Below are 18,886 nucleotides of genomic sequence, written 5' to 3' on the forward strand. Positions count from 1 at the left end.
TTATCAACTGCTACCGTGCGTGCACCGGGATCGCGGATACGCCGTTGATCGGCATCAAACTCCTGTACTTGGCACCCCGGTGGCGATGCGTCCTTGCATGCAGCGACTCGAGGCCTTGCAGCGTTGGAGCACGACCTGTGCAGATTCCGCTCAGTCATCACGGATTCGCGCAACGGGCCGCTGCCACATACGATTTCAGCAAGTCCTCGATCCTGGACGCCCGTTCAGCATAATGAGCTACCGGTTGGACCAATACAGAAATGCTACTAGCGCAACAGAATGAAGAAAAATCATCACTCTGGCAGCATATGAAATGCAGTTAGAAAATGGACCGTGGCGGCCTCTGACAAGACGTAACGTCCACACCGCACTGGAAACGGACACCAATACACTAAGACCGTAAGTTCCACAGAGTACAACCAGAATGAATAATGCGTCCGACAGCCCGGCTTTTCCCGAAATCGTGTCCACGCTGTTAGAGATCGCAAATGCCCACGCGCTTGCGAAGCCAAATGGGAGCGCGCCGACGACCATTAAAGCGGTAGAAATAAGCAGCTTATGCCTTAGGTCCACAGGTTCTAGTACCCGAAATTTTTTCTATTGCACATTGGCCTGCTCGGTTCCGGTTCGTATGGTGTTTTGCGCAAATCACCGTACCACTGATGCTTGAACACGCATGCTTGGTCTGGGCGTTTGCTTCATGCACGGACCGATTTGCGCGACTTCTGTACCGGTAGTGTCTGCGCCCCTTGATGTTGCTGCTAGCTGTCAAGTACCGCAGGCGGATACTGTGTGAGCAAGCGCGAGGGATCTTGCTTAACATGTAGCAAATGAGGCGGCAACGATGCCGAGCCGGGGCAGCGGCAACTACCCATGATTTTCGTCAGGCAGAAATCGCACAGAACGGGGAATGATATGAACGCTGCCCCCGGCCGGCCCCAGTCGGCGAAAATTTTGCTGTTAAGGTATCAGCATGGCGATTGGCAGCCATCGGAGCATGCAGGTCGACGACACACCTTCGCGGCGAACCTGTCCCCCTGTTGGAGGAAATCATGGCAAACCTGAAGCGCATTCAATTCTCCATCGACATCGCTGCGCCGGTATCCACCGTCTACGCGCTGATGCTCGCGCCGGATAGCTACAGGGACTGGACGGCGGCCTTTGCCGAAGGGTCATACTACGAGGGTTCGTGGGAACAGGGGCAGCAGATCCGCTTCATGACGCCGTCCGGGGATGGCATGGTCGCGGAGATTGCCGAGAACCGCCCGAACGAGTTCGTCTCGATCAGGCATCTCGGCTACCTTTCCAAGGGTGCGGAGGACATCGACAGCGAGGCGGTGCGGGCGTGGGCGCCGGCGTATGAGAACTATACCTTCGTGCCGACTGCCGAAGGGACACGGCTGGTGGTGGACCAGGACGCGACAGCGGAATTCGAACGCTATCTGGCCGAGGCCTGGCCGAAAGCGCTGCAGCGGCTCAAGGCCTTGTGCGAATCGGCCAGGGCCTAGGCCATTTATTCATCGCCCGCTTGCTCCATGCCCTTCACCTTATCGCCGGCCAGACTCGTCCATCGCTTTGATCGATTCGTCACCGTACGGGACGTTGCCGACGTATCGGGTTTTCGTCGGTTTGCCGTCGAGTTCTTGATGTTCGGCATCAAGGAGGCGCGTGCCTGCCTGTTTGCGGGCCTGTTCTTCCTGGCCCTGTTTGCATCCCACAAGCTCAAGGGCTTCGGCATTCCACGCTACGACCTGCTTCTCCTGATTGCGGTCGGCATCCAGGCGTGGATGCTGCGCGCACGGCTGGAGACCTGGGACGAGTTCCGTGCCATCCTCGCCTTTCACCTCCTCGGTCTGGCGCTGGAGCTGTTCAAGACATCGGTCGGCTCATGGTCGTATCCCGAGTTCGCCTACACCAAGTTCCTGGGTGTGCCTCTCTACTCCGGCTTCATGTATGCGGCAGTGGGAAGCTACGTGATCCAGGCCTGGAGGCTGTTCGACCTGCGGGTGGAACGTCATCCACCTTACTGGATGGCGGCCGCCCTTGCGCTGGCGATTTACGCCAATTTTTTCACCCATCATTACATCGGTGACTATCGCTGGTACCTGATCGCTCTTGCCTGTGGCTTGTATGCGCGGACGGAGGTGGTGTTCCGTCCCTACGACGTGGAACGCCGGATGCCGCTTGTACTGGCGTTCGTTCTGATCGGCTTCTTCATCTGGATCGCGGAGAACATCTCCACGTTTTACGGCGCCTGGCGCTACCCGAACCAGGCAGGTGCGTGGGCGATGGTTCACGTCGGCAAATGGAGTTCGTGGTCGCTGCTTGCCATGCTTACGTTCATCATTGTGGCGGAACTCAAGCATATCAAGGCGCGAATACAGCTTGCGCCGTGAGGACGGCACAAGCTGATCGATTTCCGCAAACTCCCCGCCTTTCTGCGAGTCTTTTGGAGGCGTAGGATGCGCCCCGCTCACCATCCAAGCCTCCGTTCGCTGTCAAAGCAGCGCCGTGACTGCGACCAGAGGAAGGTCGGTGCGCAAGGCGCACCCGGCAGATAGCTCACTGCCCCGGCGGCTTGTAAGCCACATCCATCTTCGCCGCTGCATCCACTTCATCCGGCGTCATCAGCACGGTGGTCTTGCATTTCGCCAGCCCGGCCGCGTTGACCTTCAGTGCAATCGCGGCGGCGCTGGCGTTGTCGGGGATGTCCGCGACGATGATCACGTCGCGGTCGCCGAAGGCGAAGTAGAAGGATTCGATCTTGCCGTCAACCGAACGGAACATTTCCTCGACGGCGCTGCGGCGGTGCGTGCCGCCTTCCTTCAGCAGGCCGCTGATGCCTTCGCCCACATAGTTCGCTTCAAACAGATACTTGGCCATGACAGTCCTCCTTCAGCGAGAGGCTGGCCCGGTGCAGTCTCCGCCGATCAACAGGCCGCGCCATCGTCCGGGCGCCTGGATCCGCCACTGCGGAATGCGCGCCGCGTTATCGACCGCACCGCGCAAGTTCAGCATAGGACCGGACCTCCTCCCGGGTTTGATCGTCCTCAACCGGGCTGGAATGAGAAAAGTCCGAGCTGCAGCATGTCATGTCGTTCGTCGGCATGCGATTCCCAGGCGCACCTTTCTTTAGGTCATGTCATTTCCTCCCTTGGAAAGCGTGGGGTGTGCTCCCTGCGCATCATTTCTCCCTGCGCGAACGTTATCCCTTTCCAACCTGATTTTTCTACGCAGCGGTGCGCAAAACGCGCCCTACGATATGCCCCCGTTTTGCCGGCGCTATCCCCGCCGCCACACCAGCAGCCGGTTATTCGCCGGCATCGCATGATCGCCCGCCAGCACCATCCCCTGCGCCCCCGCCAGCCGGTCGACCGCCTCGAAATCGCGGATACCCATGTGTCCGTCCTGCGCCTTGAGCGACATGTCGAACATGGCATTGCTGTCGCTGGTGAACTTGCCGTTGTAGTTGAAGGGTCCGTAGATGCACAACATGCCGCCCTGCTTCAGCACGCGGCCGGCGCCGGCAAACATCGCCTCCACCTGCTCCCATGCCATGATGTGGCAGGTATTGGCACTGAATACCGCATCGAACGGGCCCGCGGGCCAGGCATCGGCGCCGACATCGAGTCGCAGCGGCGGCAATACATTGGGCGGCCGTGCCTCGTCCAGCCACGCCAGGATGCTCGCATGATTCTGCGGCAGATCGCTGGTTTGCCAGACCAGGTGCGGCAGGTTCGCGCCGAAGTACACCGCGTGCTGTCCCGTCCCGCTGCCGATTTCCAGCACGCTGCGCGCATGCGCGAGCACATCGCGCAGCACGGCGAGGATCGGTTCGCGGTTGCGCTCGCAGGCAGCGGAGTACATTTTGGTCATCGGTCGATTCCGGTTGCAAATGCCATTGCAGGTGCTGAAGTCGAAGCCCTTGCATCCCGATCATTTGAGCAGGAGACGATTTCATTGTTCATTCGGGGATCTCCGCAGCGCAGTCTCACCTCGCGGCCGCCGGATGAAGGTCGACCTCCGCCAGCTTCCAGCTCCACAAGCCGCCGCGCACCAGGATGAAGCTCCCTTCTTCCTCAGGCGCCTCCGCGCCGCGAAAGGCGACCCTGTCCCAGCCCCGATATGTCGCCTTCAGTTCGGCCGGCGCTTGCGCTGCCGCGGGCACCTTCGTGATCGCGCTTGAAATCACCGCCCGCGTGATAGCCGGCGTGCCCTGGTTGATCATTTCAATGACGCCGGCAGCGCCCAGCACAAGGTCGAGCACCGGGCCGGCCAGCGTGCCGACGATGCCTTCGGCAAATGCGTCCAGCACGCTGTCGCTGTCATTCGCCGGCTTGCCGCCGCCGTTCGCCACCAGCTGGCTCTTGAAACTTGCCTTCAGGGACGGGAAATCGACATGAGAAGCGAATGCCACGTAGTCGCGGCCCTCGATGGCGGAACGCATGCGGTAAAGCGTCCACCAGGGACTCAGACAGCTCGCACTGGCGAGCATCAGCACAGTCACGACCGCGATGACGGCAATCTTTCTTTGCATACCCATTCCCGTGAAGTCGCATTCTCCCTGCAATTGCTCATCAAGCGGATGAGCCGCGATGTATTGCTTGCATTGTTGCATGATCGCCTGTAGACTTCGCTCCCTCAGACGCGGGGTGGAGCAGTCTGGCAGCTCGTCGGGCTCATAACCCGAAGGTCACAGGTTCAAATCCTGTCCCCGCAACCAGATACGGATAAAAGGCCCGGTGCATGCAGCCGGGCCTTTTATTTTGTCACGCCGGGAAAAACGTTGCCGCCGGCAGCACGCGTTCCGCGCACCATCTCGCCCGGCGCCTGTTTATACTTCCTGAATCGATACGCCGCCCCCTGCTTCAGCAGACGCATGAGTGACGAACCCAACAATCCCGTCCCCGCCAGTGCCTACCAGGCCCGGCAATGGATTGCCGACTACAGCGCGCAACTGGCGCAACGGGCGATCCTTTTCCGTGATCCCCCGGAAGAACCGACCAGCTGCTGCGGTCGCGGCTGCAACGGCTGCGTGTGGGAAGGGTATTTCAATGCGGTGGGATATTGGTGCGAGCAGGTGCGAGGGATGTTAGGTAAGGCGTAGCACGCGCCAGACAAGCTCCGCCCGGCACTTTGTGCCGCAACCCCGCTTTACTGCGCGAATCTGGTCTTTCTTCGGCGCGGTGCGCGTAGCGCGCCCTACATTTCCGGAAAATTCCGCTAAGATCCCCCTTTTTTGCCATTTCCGACACCATGAAGCGAGACCAAATGCTGATGGAGGCGATCCTGGGGAAACTCCTGGAAGCGCCGGAGCCACAGCTTTCCGCCAACGCCGTTGCCCTGCGCCTGAACACGGAGCCGGCAATCATCCTGCACCACCTGCACCTGCTCCAGGACAAGGGCTGGATCGCGGAATCCGACAGCGGTTTCTGGCGACTGACGAATGCCGGCCATGACTACCTGGACGGCAACCCGCTGCAGGGCATCTCCCTGAAATCGCTCGGGTAGAGCAACAGGGGACAGGCCACGATCGGGAAGAAAACGCGGCCCGCGCCCTGTTCCTCCTTCGCGCCAGCCCTGCCCCGTCCTGCAGCCCTTCTCTTTCGCATAAACATTTCCGCATTTTTCCTGCCAAAACCATTCGTCGAGGCAGGCGCTGTCGCTTGCCTCTGCGAATCGCCGGACCGCGTTCACTCGCGATACCGGCCTGCCGCCTGTAAGCATGCTGACAGGTAGCAAGCGCATTCTCGGTGGATTCAATCGAGGAAGATTGCCAACAAGACAAGGAGCACACGAATGACTGCGACACAAGGCGGACGGATTCCGGCAACCCTGATCCCGGGCGACGGGATCGGTCCCGAGGTGACCAATGCGACGGTGCAGGTGCTGGATGCGCTGGGTTCGCCGTTTGAATGGGAAACGCAGACGGCCGGCATGGCAGGCATCGATGCCACCGGCGATCCGCTGCCGGCGGCGACGCTGGAGAGCATCCGGCGCAACAGGCTGGCGCTCAAGGGGCCGCTCACCACGCCGGTCGGCGGCGGCTTCCGGTCGGTCAACGTGCGCCTGCGTGAAGAGTTCAAGCTGTATGCGAACCTGCGCCCGGCCAAGACCATCATCCCGGGCCGCTACGAAAACATCGACATCGTGCTGGTGCGCGAAAACATCGAGGGCCTGTATGTCGCGCACGAGTATTTCGTTCCGGTCGGCGCCGATCCGCGCGCGGTTGCGGTGTCCACCGGCGTGAATACCCGCGACGGCTGCCGCCGCATCGCGCGCTTCGCGTTCGACTACGCGGTGAAGAACGGGCGCAAGAAGATCACCATCGTGCACAAGGCGAATGTGTTGAAGGCGCTGACCGGGATCTTCCTGGAAGCGGCGCGCGAAGTTGCGCAGGAGTATGCGGGCCGGGTGGAAGTCGACGACCGCATCGTCGATGCGTGCGCGATGCAGCTGGTGCTGAACCCGTGGCAGTTCGACATGCTGCTGTGTACCAACCTGTTCGGCGACATCCTTTCCGACCAGCTGGCCGGCCTGATCGGCGGCCTCGGCATGGCGCCGGGCGCGAACATCGGCGAGCAGGTCGCGATCTTCGAAGCGGTGCACGGCTCGGCGCCCGACATTGCCGGCAAAGGCGTGGCCAATCCGGTCTCGCTGCTGCTGGCGGCGGGGATGATGCTCGAGCATGTGGGCAAGCAGGACCTGGCGGTACGGCTGCGCGGCGCGATCCAGGCGACCTTGCTTGAGGATCAGGTGCGCACGCGCGACCTGGGAGGGACGGCGTCGACGGCGGAGTTTACGACGGCGCTGATCAAGCGGTTGTAGGAGCGAGGTGCCGGGCTGCCGTCAGTCGGGTCCTGTTTTCGCCTTGGTACGCAAATCGGTTACGGGCAGGACGTCTGCCAGCGCAACGCGCTAATGCGCGACCGATTTCGAAAACACGTTGAGCACGACCACGCCTGTCATGATCAATGCAATGCCAAGGATTGCCGGCGCGTCCAGCGTCTGGCCATGCCAGAACCACCCTACGGCTGAAATCAACACAATCCCCACGCCGGACCAGACCGCATACGCAATCCCTACCGGGATCACGCGCAGGGTTAAAGCAAGGAAATAGAACGCGATGCCATAACCGATAACAACCACGACGGACGGGAGCACCTTTGTAAAGCTGTCGCTGGCCTTCAGGGCAGAGGTCGCGATCACTTCCGCCACGATTGCCGCGAACAGGATCATCCAATTTTTCATCGTGTCACCATTTGTTTTATTCCCCGAACTGGGCAGGAATCGGCTTCGACAGCGGTGCTGCGACAAACGCTTGCCCCTGGCATTCTCTGATCTGCATTATTGGTTGCCCAGAGCCGCCGTCCCCGTTTCTGGCTCGACTGGCACTGCCGCAATTTCCGGTTGAACACCTGAAAGCGGGAATCCGGCCGGGCCGCCGCGCAATCGAGCTGCGAAAGAAAAAGCAGGCGTAGGGTGCGCTCCGCGCACCGTTCCAACGCCAGGTGCCTGCAGTTTGCATGTTCGACCCTGAAAGGTGCGCGAAGCGCACCCTGCGCTTGCTTGCCCGGTTCCCCCGGTCGAGAAAGTCAGGCCCAAAAGACAAAACGGGTTACGACAATCATGTCGTAACCCGTTTGATTCCCAACTCTGGCGCTTTCCCGGCCGGCCCGCTTACGGTCTCGCCCGGAACGCGAAATTTATCCCAGGGTCTGGAGATCAGCGTCAACCTTTTCCAACGCCTCGTTCGTGATCAGGCCGCCGGAGAAACCGGCCACCATCTTCAGCGGGAAGCCGCGGCCCATCGCGATTTGCGGGTGGGTCGAGATGCCCGGGAGGTGCTTTTCGAGGATCGCCTTGCTCTGGTCGTTGTCGAGCAGGTCACCGAGATTCGAGTTGATGGAAAGGGCCATCGCTTGCTCCTGTAAGTAATGACAGCATGAAAACACTGCCTGGTTAGAAATGTGCCACTAGAATAATCCATCAAGGGGCAAGGAAAGTACGACTTAATTAGAGGCTGGATTCAGATTTTCCCTTCTGATGATATTGCGCAAGCTTGTGAACCGGGGGAAACAGGGCAAGCATCCGTTGCTGCGGAATTTCCGCAGACGCTACAGCTACACGGCCGCATGCCCTCGCAACCAGCGTAGGGTGCGCTGCGCGCACCATGTCAATCCTCCACTGCTTTCAACATCCTGCCTGCGGAAGGATATACTGCGCAAACATTTGACCCCGGCCCTCGCCGCTCCCCCGCCATGCCGATGACCTACGAAGAATACCTGGATGAAGTCACCACGCTCCTGACCGAAATGTACGACATGAGCGACGACGCCGCGATCAAGCATGTGATGAAGGCGCAGGCGGCGGATTTTTTCACGCTGCACGACGACATTCCGGAAATGCGCACGCAGGAGCGCGCGGTGCAGGATGCGAAAACCCTGTTCGCGCAGCTCGCCACGGCGCGGCCGCAGACGCCGCCCAAGCCGAAACAGCCGGGCAAGCGCCGGAAATGACTTACGATTGATCGGAAAGACAATGGAAGACAAGTTGACGAGGGATGAATTCGAGGCGCTCGCGCAGATCCGCCGCCTGAAAAAAGGCGAGCGGGAAAGCGCCTGCGTGGCGCGCAATGCGAAGCGGCTCGCGGGCCTGAAGTACATCACCGCCAAGGGCGGCGTGTTTGCGCTCACCGAGAAGGGCCAGCAGACCTTGTTCGTGCAACGCTGCATCGAAGGGCTGCGCGCGGTGGCGTACGCCGCGCCGGGCGCCATCGACGCGGATGTCGCGACCTTCCTGAGCAGGAAAGGATTGATCGCGCCGCGCACCGTGGGAGATGGCTTCGACATTACCGAGCGCGGACGCGAGTCGCTGGCGGACATCGATGCGCGGGAAAACAAGCCGGCGTAAGCTGTGGGTTGCTTCAAACCCATCCTTGAAATGCGTAGGGCGTGCTACGCGCACGACGTCACACCGTAACGCCCCGATCCTTCCGCGCATTGATTCTTCGAAGCGGTGCGCAAAGCGCACCTTGCCGTTTTGACACTTGGCACGTAGGGTGCGCTTTGCGCACCATTCCTCCGCGGCCACCTCTACCCATTCGCGCAAATAGCGGAACCGGCATGCGCCTTCCCGCCCCTGTCGTTACTTGCCCGTAATCCTGCGCATCAGCGCGGCATAAACGACCTGCGCCTCCGGGCTGTTCATGATGTCGTCGTGTGCGGCCGGATAACTGTCGGCGCCCGCATACGCTTCCGCCAGGTTTTTCCAGCCCTTGCCGGCTGCGAAAAGGCAAAACGCTTCCGGCGCTTCAAGCACGATCAGCCTGTCGTCCTGCAGGCCGGGATCGCCCAGTCCGAAATCCGGGCCGTCGTAGCCGATGGCGCGCAGCCGGGAAAGGATCTGCCGGATGACGAGCGGGTCTTCGTGGAGCGGATCGTCTTCCATCGACGCGTCGAAGTCCACGTAGACGTCGATGATGGCATAGCCTTCGTCGTAAATGCGAATGCCCCGCACCTTCCATGTCCGCCCCAGCGAATCATGGATGCGGAACGGACCGCTCAGCGAAATGACGTTTTCTTTGTCCATGCCCCAGCCTACATGAAGTTTCCTGTCCACGCATGAAAAGGCCGCCGCCTTTCGTGACGGCGGCCTCGGGTCGCTCACCCGGCAGCGCCGGATGATGCGTCTTGGCTACACACTGCGCGGATGCGCGAGAAAGAAGCGCAGCATTTCGCGGGAGGCGTCCGGGCCCTTCGGGTCGGTGTACGAACCCTTGCGGCTGCCGCCGGACCAGGCGTGGGCGGCGCCGTGCACGATCCATTTCTCCGCGATGGTGTTGCCCTGCCCGTCCCGGATCACGGTTTTGGTATAGGTCCGCCCGTTCGGCACCGCCGCTTGCTGCACGTCGGTGCGCGCATCCTTGTCGCCTGCCGCAGGCACGCATTGGGCCAGCACCTGGTCGCCATTGACGGGCGACACGGTGGTGTCACGGTCGCCGTGGAAGACGATCGCCGGCACCGGCTTCCCGAGCGGTGCCGGGCTGCGCGCCTGCGCCTGCAGTCCGCGGCTTGCGCCGGCCTTGGCCTTGCGGCGCTTCATCGCGGCGAACGCGGACGGGACATCGTGCGCGATACCATACGGCAGGCCGGAATGGACGCCGACGGCGGCAAACAGCTCGGGATAGGTCGCGCCGAGCACCACGGCCATCGCGCCGCCGGCGGACAGGCCGGCCACATAGATGCGGCTGGTGTCGACCTTGTAGCTGCGGCCGATGTCGCGCGCGATGTCGGCAAGGATCGACGGTTCGCCCTGGTCGCGCCGCTGGTCGCCGGGCTGGAACCAGTTCCAGCATTGCGAGCCGTTGGCGTTCTTCGTCTGTTCCGGATAGACGACGAAGCAATTGTTTTCCTCGGCGGCGGCGTTCATGCCGGTACCCGCGGCGAAGTCGTCGGGATTCTGCGTGCAGCCGTGCAGCATGACGACCAGCGGCAGCGGCTCGTCCTTGTATCCGCTCGGGATGTACAGCTTGTAGGCGCGCGTGCCGGCGTGGCTGGTGCATGCGCCGGCAATGAAGCGTCCCCGGGCGGAGGCGTCCGGACGCGCATCGGGCGCATCGGCGGCATCGTGTACTTCGACGTCCTCTACCGGCTGGTGTGCGCCGGCGCCCGGCCACTTGCCGCCGGCGAGGTTGCGGAAGCGGGCGAGCAGGTCGGCCCCAGGTTGCGGCTGTGGCTGCGGCGCGTGCGGCGTGTTGATGTCGTGCAGTTCCGGCGCCTGCGGCAGGTATGCAGTCCAGTCGGTGGGCGGCGTCTGTGCCGTGCCCGGCGACGCGCCGTGCAGCGCGCGTTGTATCGCGGCGGTGGCGGCCATCGGGCCTTCGGTCTGCAAGAGTTGGGTGGCTTCGCGCATTTGCGCGAGGAAGCCTTCATTGATGTTCATGGCAGTCTTTCAAAGTAATTAATGTATCCGTCCGGCCAAAGCGGCCTTGACGGCGGGGCTGGCATGCAGGGCACCCAGCACGGTCACGGAGTCGATAGTGGCCAACGCGAGTTCGGGCGTGACATCCGCCCCGATGCTGGCCAGGCCCAGCACCTGTATCTGCAACGTCTGTCCTGCGTCGCGCACGGCCTCCAGGTCCGCGCGGGAGTAATGTTGCAGGCCGAGCACGAGGCTCTTGCGCGCCACCGTCTGCCGGATGACGTCGCCATGCAACTGCAACTGGTTGCGTATCGCCGTCCGGATCAGGTCGGTGCGGTTCGAATAGAACCCCTCCTGCACCAGCAGATCGATCTGTCCGAGGTCGACGGGGCCGAGGTTGATGGTGATTTTTTCCGTATCGCCAACTTTTACCCGGCTGTCTTGCGTGACTGGTTCGCGTGCCATGTTTTTTCCTCCTGCAGGTAGGACCAGCCCCGCACCATCCAGTTCCCATCCATGTGGATGGTTTTTAAAAATCGTGGCGAAGTATTAACATGACGCATCCCCTCCTCTGGAGTTGACGGCTTGCATCCTTTCCCGGACTTGCGGCGGCGCAAGGTGGCGGAGACGCTGCGGCGGCGCCTGCAGTATTAATAAAGAATTGGAGAACCGATGAAACAGGCATTGGTGATTGGCGCAGTCGGAATTCTTGTACACACGATCGTGCTCGCGCAACCGGCCCCGGTGCCGGGCATGGCGAACCAAGCGACGCCCGACCAGCGCAGCGCGCGCGCCCAGCAGCTCCTTGATGCATACCGCGTCAAGCGCGCAACAGATGCGATCGAGAACCGAAAGACGCTCGACGAAGCTTATGTACTTGGCATCCGGAAGACCCGGGCCAACGTAATGGCGATCCGCACGCTTCTGGTGTCGCGCGTCCCTGCAGAGGAAAAAGTCGCGCTCGCCCGTCTCCTTGGATCGCTGTACTCCCCGGCCGACGCAACGGGAATGAACGCCGCAATTGCGCAGGACCTGCGCCGACTGGCCCGGGCAGAGCAGCGCGAGCTTGCGGGTGCGGCTGTGCTGGTCTATTCCCGGCTTGGGTACTTTCCCGATACGCCGGACATCCTTTCGTCCGCAAGGCGCAACGGCGCAATCGACGACGATGGCTATTTCGGGGAGCTGGCCCATCTTGTGCCGTTCGCGCCGGCGCACGCGCAGCGCGCACTCGTGGCTGAGCTACGCCGGTCAAAAAACCCCTATGGCACGGAGGTGATCACGTTTGTCTTGCAAGCGAAGGAAGTCGTCAAGAAGCTCGATCCGGCCGCAAAGGAGGAACTGCTCCTTCTGTTAAACGAGACCGAACCTGCATTCCCGATGCCACTCGGCGACTTCGGGTATACCGACGCCATTCGATTTGCAAACTGGCTGCACGCCAGCGCGATGCTGGCAGTCGAGATCAAGGGGGCGAGCTACCGGGATATGGTCCTTGCGAAGCTCGACGACGAGCGCACGGATCCCCGCAAGATCATGGCGTTCCTGTCTTCCGGCGAAGGCAGGCGGTTGATCGGGGAAGTCGGGCAACGCGCACCGTTCGAGAAGATGCAGCAGCGGATCGCGCTGTACTCGCGCCAGTTGCCGCAGAACGAGGCGATGAAGGAAATCGTCGACGGCGTGAATGCAACGCTGGCAGGCTTGAAGCCGTAACGTCGTGAAGCCGCGGCCGCGCATCGTTCACCATCTTGTCTCAGGTCCTGCCGCGCGGCGAGGCCCGTAGTATGCGCCGGCGAGTGCGGGCCCGAGGCCGGACATTCCTAGAACCGCTGCACGCCACGCCGCGGAATCTGCGCGGACATCACGATCGAGGTGCGCGTCTCGCCATACTTGTTGATGCTGGCGAGGAATTGCTCCAGGTCGGCCATGTCCTTCGCCACCACGGTAAACAACACGGAGTCGGCGCCGGTCACGTGCAGGCACTCCAGCACCTGCGGCTTGGCGCGCAGCACCTCGATGAACTTTTGCTTGTACGGATGCTGGGTGGTGATGGCAACCACCGCCTTGATCACATAGCCGAGCGCTTCCGGCGCGACGTCCGCATGGTAACCGCGGATGATGCCGGCCTCTTCCATCTTCCGGATGCGCTCCGCGGTGGCGGGCACCGACAGTCCGGCGGTTTCGGCCAGCGTTTTCAGCGGCGCGCGGGCGTCTTCCTGCAGCGCGGCGAGGATGCGCCACGACTTTTCATCCACAGGGTTCATTTCCGGAATCTCCTTTATTTTTTCAGGCGACCCGCGCATTTTGCCTGAAAAACCGCATTCCTCGCCGCCAGCCGGCTGGATAGACTTTCGGGCATGGATACCTCGCTCTTTCCCCTGTTCCTCAAGTCGGCGCTGATCGGCCTGTCGATCGCGGCGCCGGTCGGGCCGATCGGCCTGTTGTGCATCCAGCGCACGCTCGACCATGGCCCGCGCGTCGGGCTGGCGACCGGTCTCGGCGCGGCGGTGGCGGATGCAATGTACGGCGCGATCGGCGCGTTCGGCGTGACGGCGGTGATCACGCTCTTGACCGCATCGCGCACGCTGCTCGCGTCGGGCGGCGCGCTGTTCCTGCTATGGCTGGCATGGAGCGCATGGCACAGCGCGGAGCCGAAACAGGCGGCGGCGGCCAAAGGCGGCGTCAAGGGCTGGCAGGCGTTCGGCGGCACCTTCCTGCTGACGATCTCCAACCCGATGACCATCCTGTCGTTCATCGCGGTGTTTTCATCGCTGGCCGGCGGCATGGCGGGTGCGTCGCCCGCATGGATGATCGCCGGGGTGTTCGTCGGCTCGGCCTTGTGGTGGTTCATCCTGGTGGGAATGGTCGGGCGCCTGCGCGAGCGGCTGCAGCCGGTGCACCTGCGCTGGGTCCGGCGCGGCTCGGCGCTGCTGCTGGCGGGATTTGCGGGGTATCAGTTGATGTCGCTTGCCGTGTAATCGAGCCGGATCTCCGCCGCGCCGTCGCGTTACTCCGAACTCCGGTAACCGATCCTGACGAACTCCACTTCGCGGTCGCGCGCGGGCACCCGGACAATGTGGGATGGCCACGTCATGCCATAGGTACAGATGGCATTTCCGAACGGTGCAATTTCCCGGTACTCGACCTTCAGGACGCCGCCCGCATGGATCACGCGCTCGATCTGCACTTGGTAGCAGCCGTTGGAACGCGGTCCGAGGAAAACGGCTATCACCATGTCGTGCGAAAAGTCGACAACGGGCACCCGGAGTTTCTTTCCATCGTTCTTCACGTGCTCCTGCCAGAGCCGCTCCAGCGACGCGTTGTCGCGCACGACTTCCGCGGCGAAGCGATCGATGCCGGAATTGAGGGACTGGCTTAGCGTGGCAAAGGGGACTTCCTGAACGCGTTCCAGCGAAGTGGCAACGCACCCGAGCAGCATGGAAGACAGGAGCAGGACAACCGGTGTGCCTGAGTGGAAACGCATATCAGATGTATGGCCCTGTTTTTGTAATGTGCAGAACGAACCTCACGACATAAACAACAAACGCAGGGTGCGCTTTGCGCACCGTTTCACGGCGTTCCCGTGCTCATAGTTTGACGCTTCCATTCATTCGACGAGCGGTCCGCGGAGCGCACCCTGCCGGGACGTTGACGCTCCTGCCCATTCGTCGGATTTTACGTTCCAGATTCGGTGCCCGGCGTTCCCATGCAAAGAATGAAATCAGCCATGTGCTGCGCGCATTTGGCAGCGAGGCATGGCGCCCGGCGCACTCATCTGTTTGTTGAATCGGGATGTGCCGGCCGAACCGGGGATTGGCCAAGACATTGGCGGACTTGCCCGACCTGGTTTGAATGCCTTGGTGCGCACAGCGCACCTTACACGTTTTACACATTGCTATCCCCGATGGCATTCCGTCCAGATTCACCAGCCGCATAACTCTCATTCTGAATCGAAATTATCCCTGGCGGGACCGCAGTCCTATACTGGCATCACCAACGTAAGGCACTGAAAGGACACAAAATGTCTATCGCCACAATGACAACGCCGAACGCCGTGGTTACCGCCATGCGCTCCGCCGGTCACGACATCGCTGCATCCATCCATGCAGCACTTGAGCACCTCGCCAACGGCCTCCTGCAAAGCATGGAAGAAAGCCGCCGCAACCGCGAAGAGGCCTATCTGGCTGAATCGGCCGACCTCTTCGATCTCGAGCAGCGCATGCGCAGCCTCGAGCGCGGTCCGAGCGCGTGGTCTGAATAGAAGGCGACCCTTCCGGCAGGCCCGCCGCCCCGCTGCTGCATGCCGGTCAATGCTGGCCGGCCGCTGTCGCCGGCCAGTTGTAGGGTGGGTGGAGCCGCAGGAGAAACCCACCGTTTTGGCTACGCTATCAAGGCGCAAGGTGGGTGTCGATTCGCTCTTCCTCGGCGCCCCCCACCCTTCGATCCTTTACCTGCCAAATCATCTTGACGGGCTAATAGCAATGCTGTCCGGCCGCTGACCGGCGGTCGACGGGAGCCCTCGCCGCTCATCCGCCCTGCGCGCGCAGCTTCTGCTCCAGTTCCGCGATCAGCGCCCGTGCCTCATCCCCTTCCGGGATCGCCCGCCCGCTGTCGCGCCACTGCACCGCACTGCGGAAGCCCTCCGCCTGCGCCTGCCGCCTGAACCACATGCCTTCCGGGTTGTGGCGGGTGATGCCGTCGAACACCGTCGCGAACATCTGGGTCTGCTCCAGCCCCATCGTCAGCATTGCCTGGTTGACCACCATCTTGTGCATCGCGAGATGCCCGCGCGGCACACCGGCGATGCGCCCGGCCAGTTCCATCACCGCGCGGTCCAGTTCCGCCGCAGGCACGCTGCTGTTGGCCAGCCCCCATGCGGCGGCGGTCCTGCCGTCGATGGTGTCGCCGGTGAACATCATCTGCTTGGCGCGGGCCGGACCGAGGCGGTAAGTCCACATCGCGGTGGTCGGGCAGCCCCAGACCCGGGTCGGCATGTAGCCGATGCGCGCATCGTCGGCCATCACCAGCAGGTCGCAGCACAGCGCGATGTCGCTGCCGCCGGCGACCGCATGGCCGTGCACCTTCGCGATCGTCGGCTTCGGGCTGCGCCACAGGCTCATGAAGTCTCCGGTGTTGCGCTTCATGTACGCATAGTCTTCCATCGGGTCCCACGGGAATTTTTCCTGCTGGCAGGGGTGGTCGACCTGGCCCTGGCCGAAAAGCTGCAGGTCATAGCCGCCGCAGAAACCCTTGCCCGCGCCTTCCACCACGATCACATGCACCTCATTGTCGGCATTGGCCCAGTCGACCGCGGCGCGGATGTCGCGCGGCATATCCTCGTTGATCGCGTTCAGGCGCTCCGGGCGGTTGAGCGTCAGGCGGGCGACGCGGGGGTTCGCGGGGTCCTTGTCGATGACGACGGAGGGAAAGGCGGGCATGGCTGTCTCCTTGTGTTTTTGTCCGGTTAGCGTCGGAACGGGTTGTTCGGTGCTGCGCTACAACGGCTATTTTTGCATCGTTTGGGATTTGCCGTCCTGGCAACAGGAGAAGACGGCTACGGTGCATGGCATTGGCACGAGTCCTGCAAGCAGGTGAAGCACGGATGCCTGCGCTGATTGCGGCGCCCCCGCATCCGCTTCTTGCAGGAGGTGCAACCATGCGTGCGAGCATTCTTTCCGTGTTGTCGCTATCCCTTACCGGCTGCGTCGCCTTCACCACGTCGGGCACCGAGGAGACGGTTCTGTTTTCCCCAACGCTGGAGACACCTGTGGAGAACGCGCAGGCGGTATTGAAGCCGCACAACGACCTGCCGCTGGCGATCGAATTCGCCTGCCCGAACCGGCTCGGCACCCTGATGACGTCCTATGTGATTCCCTTGCCACCCGTCCTCCCCGCGGGCTACGTGTTCGAACCCGTCTCTTACCTGCGCGTGCGGATGCCGGAAGGCGCGGAAGATATCCTCGCGCGCACGCGCATCCTGACCCAGGCAGGAAACGCCATTCCGTTGTCCGCGGCCCGGCAGTTCAGGCGCAGCGCCGGCAGTGACGGCAGCGTGGAAACGACGTACGCGCTGGACAAGGAGTGCGCGGCCTTCAATGGCGGCGTGCTGGAAGTCGCCGGCTTTTCCTACAACAACAAGTCCTATCCGGCGTCGCAGGCGCGGCTGCAGTTCGATTCGAAGATCACCGCCGATGTCGGCTGGTGGCCGCCGTCCCTGTTCAACGGCGGACAGCCGCTGCATGGCGTCATCGATACGCCGTCGACGTCCGGGCACTAGTCTACCGGCAGCCCCTGCGAAAAAATCAGGCGTGCATTACCATGGGCAGGCGCTGCGCCGGCAGCAAGGCTGGCGCACGGGCGTCATCATTCAACCAGAACAAAGGAGACAGCCTTGGCAAGATCGATCGACCCGACACCGGAGAGTGTCCGGCAACTGGCGGCAAACCTGCCTTCCGGCACGCCGGTCGTGATGCTCAACCTGCTGCGCTTCCGCGCGCAAGCCGCGTACGCGGCCGACAGGCAGCAGCCGGCGCGCAGCGGACGCGAAGCCTATGCGACCTACGCCGCCGAAGTGGTGCCGCACCTGAAGCAGGTGGGCGGAACGGTGATCTGGCAGGGCGAGGCCAGGCATGCCTTCATCGCGCCGCCGGATGAGCGCTGGGACGAAGTGCTGCTGGTCGAGTACCCGTCGAAGGAAGCCTTCCTGTCCATGCTGAAATCGCCGGCCTACCAGGAAATCACCTTCCATCGCACCGCGGCGCTGGAGGATGCGCGGCTGATCGCCACCATCCGCCAGCAGTGACCGCCCCCTCCCCCCTTCTTGCGGGACCGGTCCCGAGGCAACGCATCGCGCCAGGCAGGGAAGCTGCATGCCCGGCGCTCACTTCCGGTATCCGGCTGTCCCATATTTGTGGTATTTGCTCTTTTCGGCAAGGGGAGGTTTAATTCCGGGGGCGGCGGCGCGCCGCCGGACCACGCCATTTCCATTCCATACCCGCTTCACTCAACAACCAACACCGATAACACGGAGCGCATATTGAACCTCGCTTTCAAACGCTTGATCGCACTGATCCTCGTCACCTTCACCGCCACCGCCTTTGCCGCGAAAGACCCGGCCGATCTGGAAGAGACGGAAGAGCATCCGGAAATCGCCCGCTTCCCCGGCTTCTACATCGATAACAGCAAGCGCAACGACTTCAACGAATTCCAGTTCGCCAGCAAGGCCAACCCGGACGATGGCGAAACCAAGGAAGGCAAGTACTGGTTCGTCGACTACATCCTGAAAGAAGGCGTGCGCCAGCCGAGCACGGTGGAGCTGATCCGCAACTACGAGAACGCTTTCAGGAAGGCCGGCGGCAGCCTGGTGCGGCGCCATGGCGAAGTCGCGGTGTTCCGCGTGCCGCGTGCGGACGGCGAGCGCTGGGTGCAGATCAGCGTCGACAACGGCGGTTACCGCTACCAGCTGCATATCGTCGACGTCGCCGCGATGGCGCAGAAGGTCGAGTTCTCGGCCGGCGAAATGGCGGCCGCGATCAAGGCCACCGGCTTCGTGGCGCTGAACGGCATCGTGTTCGATACCGGAAAGGCGACCATCAAGCCGGAATCGGAAGCGCTGCTGGCGGAAGTGGTGTCGCTGCTGAAGAACGACAGGCAGCTGAAACTGTCAGTGGAAGGCCATACCGACAATGTCGGCGACAAGAAATCGAACGCCGAGCTGTCCTTGAAGCGCGCCGAAAGCGTGGTGAAGTACCTGGAAGGCAAGGGAATCGACGCCAAGCGCCTCAAGTCCGCCGGCAAGGGCGACGCGGCGCCGGTCGCGGACAACCGAACGGATGCCGGCAGGGCCAGGAACCGGCGCGTGGAGCTGGTGAAGTTCTGATTTTTCGACCAGAATGGCGGGTCGCGGCGTTTCAGGATGAGAACGGCGCCGCGCGCGACGGGCAGGCGGTGCGCAAAGCGAACGCTGCGA

General features: G+C 62.4%; 24 protein-coding genes and 1 tRNA gene. 14 read left to right on the forward strand and 11 right to left on the reverse strand.

Annotated elements, in window-relative coordinates; translation table 11 throughout:
• The first annotated feature begins 1,052 nt into the window (after window positions 1–1,052).
• Both VEC01_RS06305 and VEC01_RS06310 read left to right on the forward strand, forming a co-directional pair.
• Window positions 1,053–1,508, forward strand: a complete 456-nt coding sequence (locus tag VEC01_RS06305) for an SRPBCC domain-containing protein (protein WP_324899856.1) — start codon at window positions 1,053–1,055, stop codon at window positions 1,506–1,508.
• Window positions 1,509–1,646: 138 nt separating this feature from the next.
• On the forward strand, window positions 1,647–2,396 hold the full coding sequence (locus tag VEC01_RS06310; RefSeq protein ID WP_324899899.1) for a DUF817 domain-containing protein: 750 nt from the start codon (window positions 1,647–1,649) through the stop codon (window positions 2,394–2,396).
• 166 nt (window positions 2,397–2,562) lie between these two features.
• Here the strand turns inward: VEC01_RS06310 and VEC01_RS06315 are convergent, their stop codons facing one another.
• The 3 genes from VEC01_RS06315 to VEC01_RS06325 form a co-directional block, all read right to left on the reverse strand.
• Entirely contained in the window at window positions 2,563–2,883 is a 321-nt protein-coding gene (locus tag VEC01_RS06315; RefSeq protein ID WP_324899858.1) for a GYD domain-containing protein, read from the reverse strand.
• A gap of 399 nt (window positions 2,884–3,282) precedes the next feature.
• Window positions 3,283–3,876, reverse strand: coding sequence for a DUF938 domain-containing protein (locus tag VEC01_RS06320; protein WP_324899860.1), 594 nt, complete (start codon window positions 3,874–3,876; stop codon window positions 3,283–3,285).
• A 115-nt stretch (window positions 3,877–3,991) separates the two neighbouring features.
• Window positions 3,992–4,537: a DUF2939 domain-containing protein gene (locus tag VEC01_RS06325; RefSeq protein WP_324899862.1), complete on the reverse strand. Its 546-nt coding sequence runs from the start codon at window positions 4,535–4,537 to the stop codon at window positions 3,992–3,994.
• 109 nt (window positions 4,538–4,646) lie between these two features.
• Between VEC01_RS06325 and VEC01_RS06330 the strand changes: the two genes are divergently transcribed.
• The 4 genes from VEC01_RS06330 (at window position 4,647) to VEC01_RS06345 (ending at window position 6,828) form a co-directional block, all read left to right on the forward strand.
• Window positions 4,647–4,723, forward strand: a tRNA-Met gene (locus VEC01_RS06330).
• A gap of 156 nt (window positions 4,724–4,879) precedes the next feature.
• A complete protein-coding gene (locus tag VEC01_RS06335) occupies window positions 4,880–5,107 on the forward strand; it encodes an oxidoreductase-like domain-containing protein (RefSeq protein ID WP_324899864.1) in 228 nt (75 codons plus the stop codon).
• A 149-nt stretch (window positions 5,108–5,256) separates the two neighbouring features.
• Window positions 5,257–5,511: a hypothetical protein gene (locus VEC01_RS06340; protein ID WP_324899866.1), complete on the forward strand. Its 255-nt coding sequence runs from the start codon at window positions 5,257–5,259 to the stop codon at window positions 5,509–5,511.
• 288 nt (window positions 5,512–5,799) lie between these two features.
• Window positions 5,800–6,828 (forward strand): isocitrate/isopropylmalate dehydrogenase family protein, encoded by a 1,029-nt coding sequence (locus VEC01_RS06345; protein ID WP_324899868.1) that lies wholly within the window; start codon window positions 5,800–5,802, stop codon window positions 6,826–6,828.
• Window positions 6,829–6,918: 90 nt separating this feature from the next.
• On the opposite strand, the gene VEC01_RS06350 is transcribed toward VEC01_RS06345, so the two are convergent.
• On the reverse strand, window positions 6,919–7,251 hold the full coding sequence (locus VEC01_RS06350; RefSeq protein WP_324899870.1) for a multidrug efflux SMR transporter: 333 nt from the start codon (window positions 7,249–7,251) through the stop codon (window positions 6,919–6,921).
• Between the two features lie 455 nt (window positions 7,252–7,706).
• Window positions 7,707–7,919, reverse strand: coding sequence for a hypothetical protein (locus VEC01_RS06355; RefSeq protein ID WP_324899871.1), 213 nt, complete (start codon window positions 7,917–7,919; stop codon window positions 7,707–7,709).
• 348 nt (window positions 7,920–8,267) lie between these two features.
• Here VEC01_RS06355 and VEC01_RS06360 point away from each other — a divergent pair, with 348 nt between their 5' ends.
• Both VEC01_RS06360 and VEC01_RS06365 read left to right on the forward strand, forming a co-directional pair.
• Window positions 8,268–8,519 carry a hypothetical protein gene (locus tag VEC01_RS06360; RefSeq protein WP_324899873.1) on the forward strand — a complete coding sequence of 84 codons (252 nt, stop codon included), beginning with the start codon at window positions 8,268–8,270 and terminating at the stop codon, window positions 8,517–8,519.
• 22 nt (window positions 8,520–8,541) lie between these two features.
• Window positions 8,542–8,913, forward strand: a complete 372-nt coding sequence (locus VEC01_RS06365) for a hypothetical protein (RefSeq protein WP_324899875.1) — start codon at window positions 8,542–8,544, stop codon at window positions 8,911–8,913.
• Between the two features lie 234 nt (window positions 8,914–9,147).
• On the opposite strand, the gene VEC01_RS06370 is transcribed toward VEC01_RS06365, so the two are convergent.
• The 3 genes from VEC01_RS06370 to VEC01_RS06380 all read right to left on the reverse strand — a co-directional run bounded on the left by VEC01_RS06370 (window position 9,148) and on the right by VEC01_RS06380 (window position 11,388).
• Window positions 9,148–9,591 (reverse strand): hypothetical protein, encoded by a 444-nt coding sequence (locus VEC01_RS06370; RefSeq protein ID WP_324899877.1) that lies wholly within the window; start codon window positions 9,589–9,591, stop codon window positions 9,148–9,150.
• A 105-nt stretch (window positions 9,592–9,696) separates the two neighbouring features.
• On the reverse strand, window positions 9,697–10,944 hold the full coding sequence (locus tag VEC01_RS06375) for a PHB depolymerase family esterase (RefSeq protein ID WP_324899879.1): 1,248 nt from the start codon (window positions 10,942–10,944) through the stop codon (window positions 9,697–9,699).
• A gap of 18 nt (window positions 10,945–10,962) precedes the next feature.
• On the reverse strand, window positions 10,963–11,388 hold the full coding sequence (locus VEC01_RS06380; RefSeq protein ID WP_324899881.1) for a CopG family transcriptional regulator: 426 nt from the start codon (window positions 11,386–11,388) through the stop codon (window positions 10,963–10,965).
• A gap of 207 nt (window positions 11,389–11,595) precedes the next feature.
• Here VEC01_RS06380 and VEC01_RS06385 point away from each other — a divergent pair, with 207 nt between their 5' ends.
• On the forward strand, window positions 11,596–12,630 hold the full coding sequence (locus VEC01_RS06385) for a hypothetical protein (RefSeq protein WP_324899883.1): 1,035 nt from the start codon (window positions 11,596–11,598) through the stop codon (window positions 12,628–12,630).
• A gap of 107 nt (window positions 12,631–12,737) precedes the next feature.
• Here the strand turns inward: VEC01_RS06385 and VEC01_RS06390 are convergent, their stop codons facing one another.
• Entirely contained in the window at window positions 12,738–13,181 is a 444-nt protein-coding gene (locus VEC01_RS06390; RefSeq protein WP_324899885.1) for an Lrp/AsnC family transcriptional regulator, read from the reverse strand.
• 93 nt (window positions 13,182–13,274) lie between these two features.
• Here VEC01_RS06390 and VEC01_RS06395 point away from each other — a divergent pair, with 93 nt between their 5' ends.
• A complete protein-coding gene (locus VEC01_RS06395) occupies window positions 13,275–13,895 on the forward strand; it encodes a LysE family translocator (protein WP_324899887.1) in 621 nt (206 codons plus the stop codon).
• 29 nt (window positions 13,896–13,924) lie between these two features.
• Here the strand turns inward: VEC01_RS06395 and VEC01_RS06400 are convergent, their stop codons facing one another.
• On the reverse strand, window positions 13,925–14,401 hold the full coding sequence (locus VEC01_RS06400) for a protease complex subunit PrcB family protein (RefSeq protein ID WP_324899889.1): 477 nt from the start codon (window positions 14,399–14,401) through the stop codon (window positions 13,925–13,927).
• Between the two features lie 537 nt (window positions 14,402–14,938).
• On the opposite strand from VEC01_RS06400, the gene VEC01_RS20620 reads away from it, so the two are divergent.
• Window positions 14,939–15,178, forward strand: a complete 240-nt coding sequence (locus tag VEC01_RS20620; RefSeq protein ID WP_414691420.1) for a DUF3563 family protein — start codon at window positions 14,939–14,941, stop codon at window positions 15,176–15,178.
• A gap of 265 nt (window positions 15,179–15,443) precedes the next feature.
• On the opposite strand, the gene VEC01_RS06410 is transcribed toward VEC01_RS20620, so the two are convergent.
• The gene (locus VEC01_RS06410; protein WP_324899891.1) at window positions 15,444–16,355 is read right to left on the reverse strand and encodes a crotonase/enoyl-CoA hydratase family protein; all 912 of its coding nucleotides are present in this window, start codon (window positions 16,353–16,355) and stop codon (window positions 15,444–15,446) included.
• A gap of 218 nt (window positions 16,356–16,573) precedes the next feature.
• Here VEC01_RS06410 and VEC01_RS06415 point away from each other — a divergent pair, with 218 nt between their 5' ends.
• The 3 genes from VEC01_RS06415 to VEC01_RS06425 all read left to right on the forward strand — a co-directional run bounded on the left by VEC01_RS06415 (window position 16,574) and on the right by VEC01_RS06425 (window position 18,796).
• Complete coding sequence (locus VEC01_RS06415) at window positions 16,574–17,194, forward strand: hypothetical protein (protein WP_324899893.1); 621 nt, start codon at window positions 16,574–16,576, stop codon at window positions 17,192–17,194.
• 114 nt (window positions 17,195–17,308) lie between these two features.
• Window positions 17,309–17,719, forward strand: a complete 411-nt coding sequence (locus VEC01_RS06420; protein WP_324899895.1) for a DUF1330 domain-containing protein — start codon at window positions 17,309–17,311, stop codon at window positions 17,717–17,719.
• A 234-nt stretch (window positions 17,720–17,953) separates the two neighbouring features.
• The gene (locus tag VEC01_RS06425; protein ID WP_324899897.1) at window positions 17,954–18,796 is read left to right on the forward strand and encodes an OmpA family protein; all 843 of its coding nucleotides are present in this window, start codon (window positions 17,954–17,956) and stop codon (window positions 18,794–18,796) included.
• Window positions 18,797–18,886 lie beyond the last annotated feature (90 nt).

Source organism: Noviherbaspirillum sp., assembly GCF_035627455.1.
Taxonomy (GTDB): domain Bacteria; phylum Pseudomonadota; class Gammaproteobacteria; order Burkholderiales; family Burkholderiaceae_D; genus Noviherbaspirillum.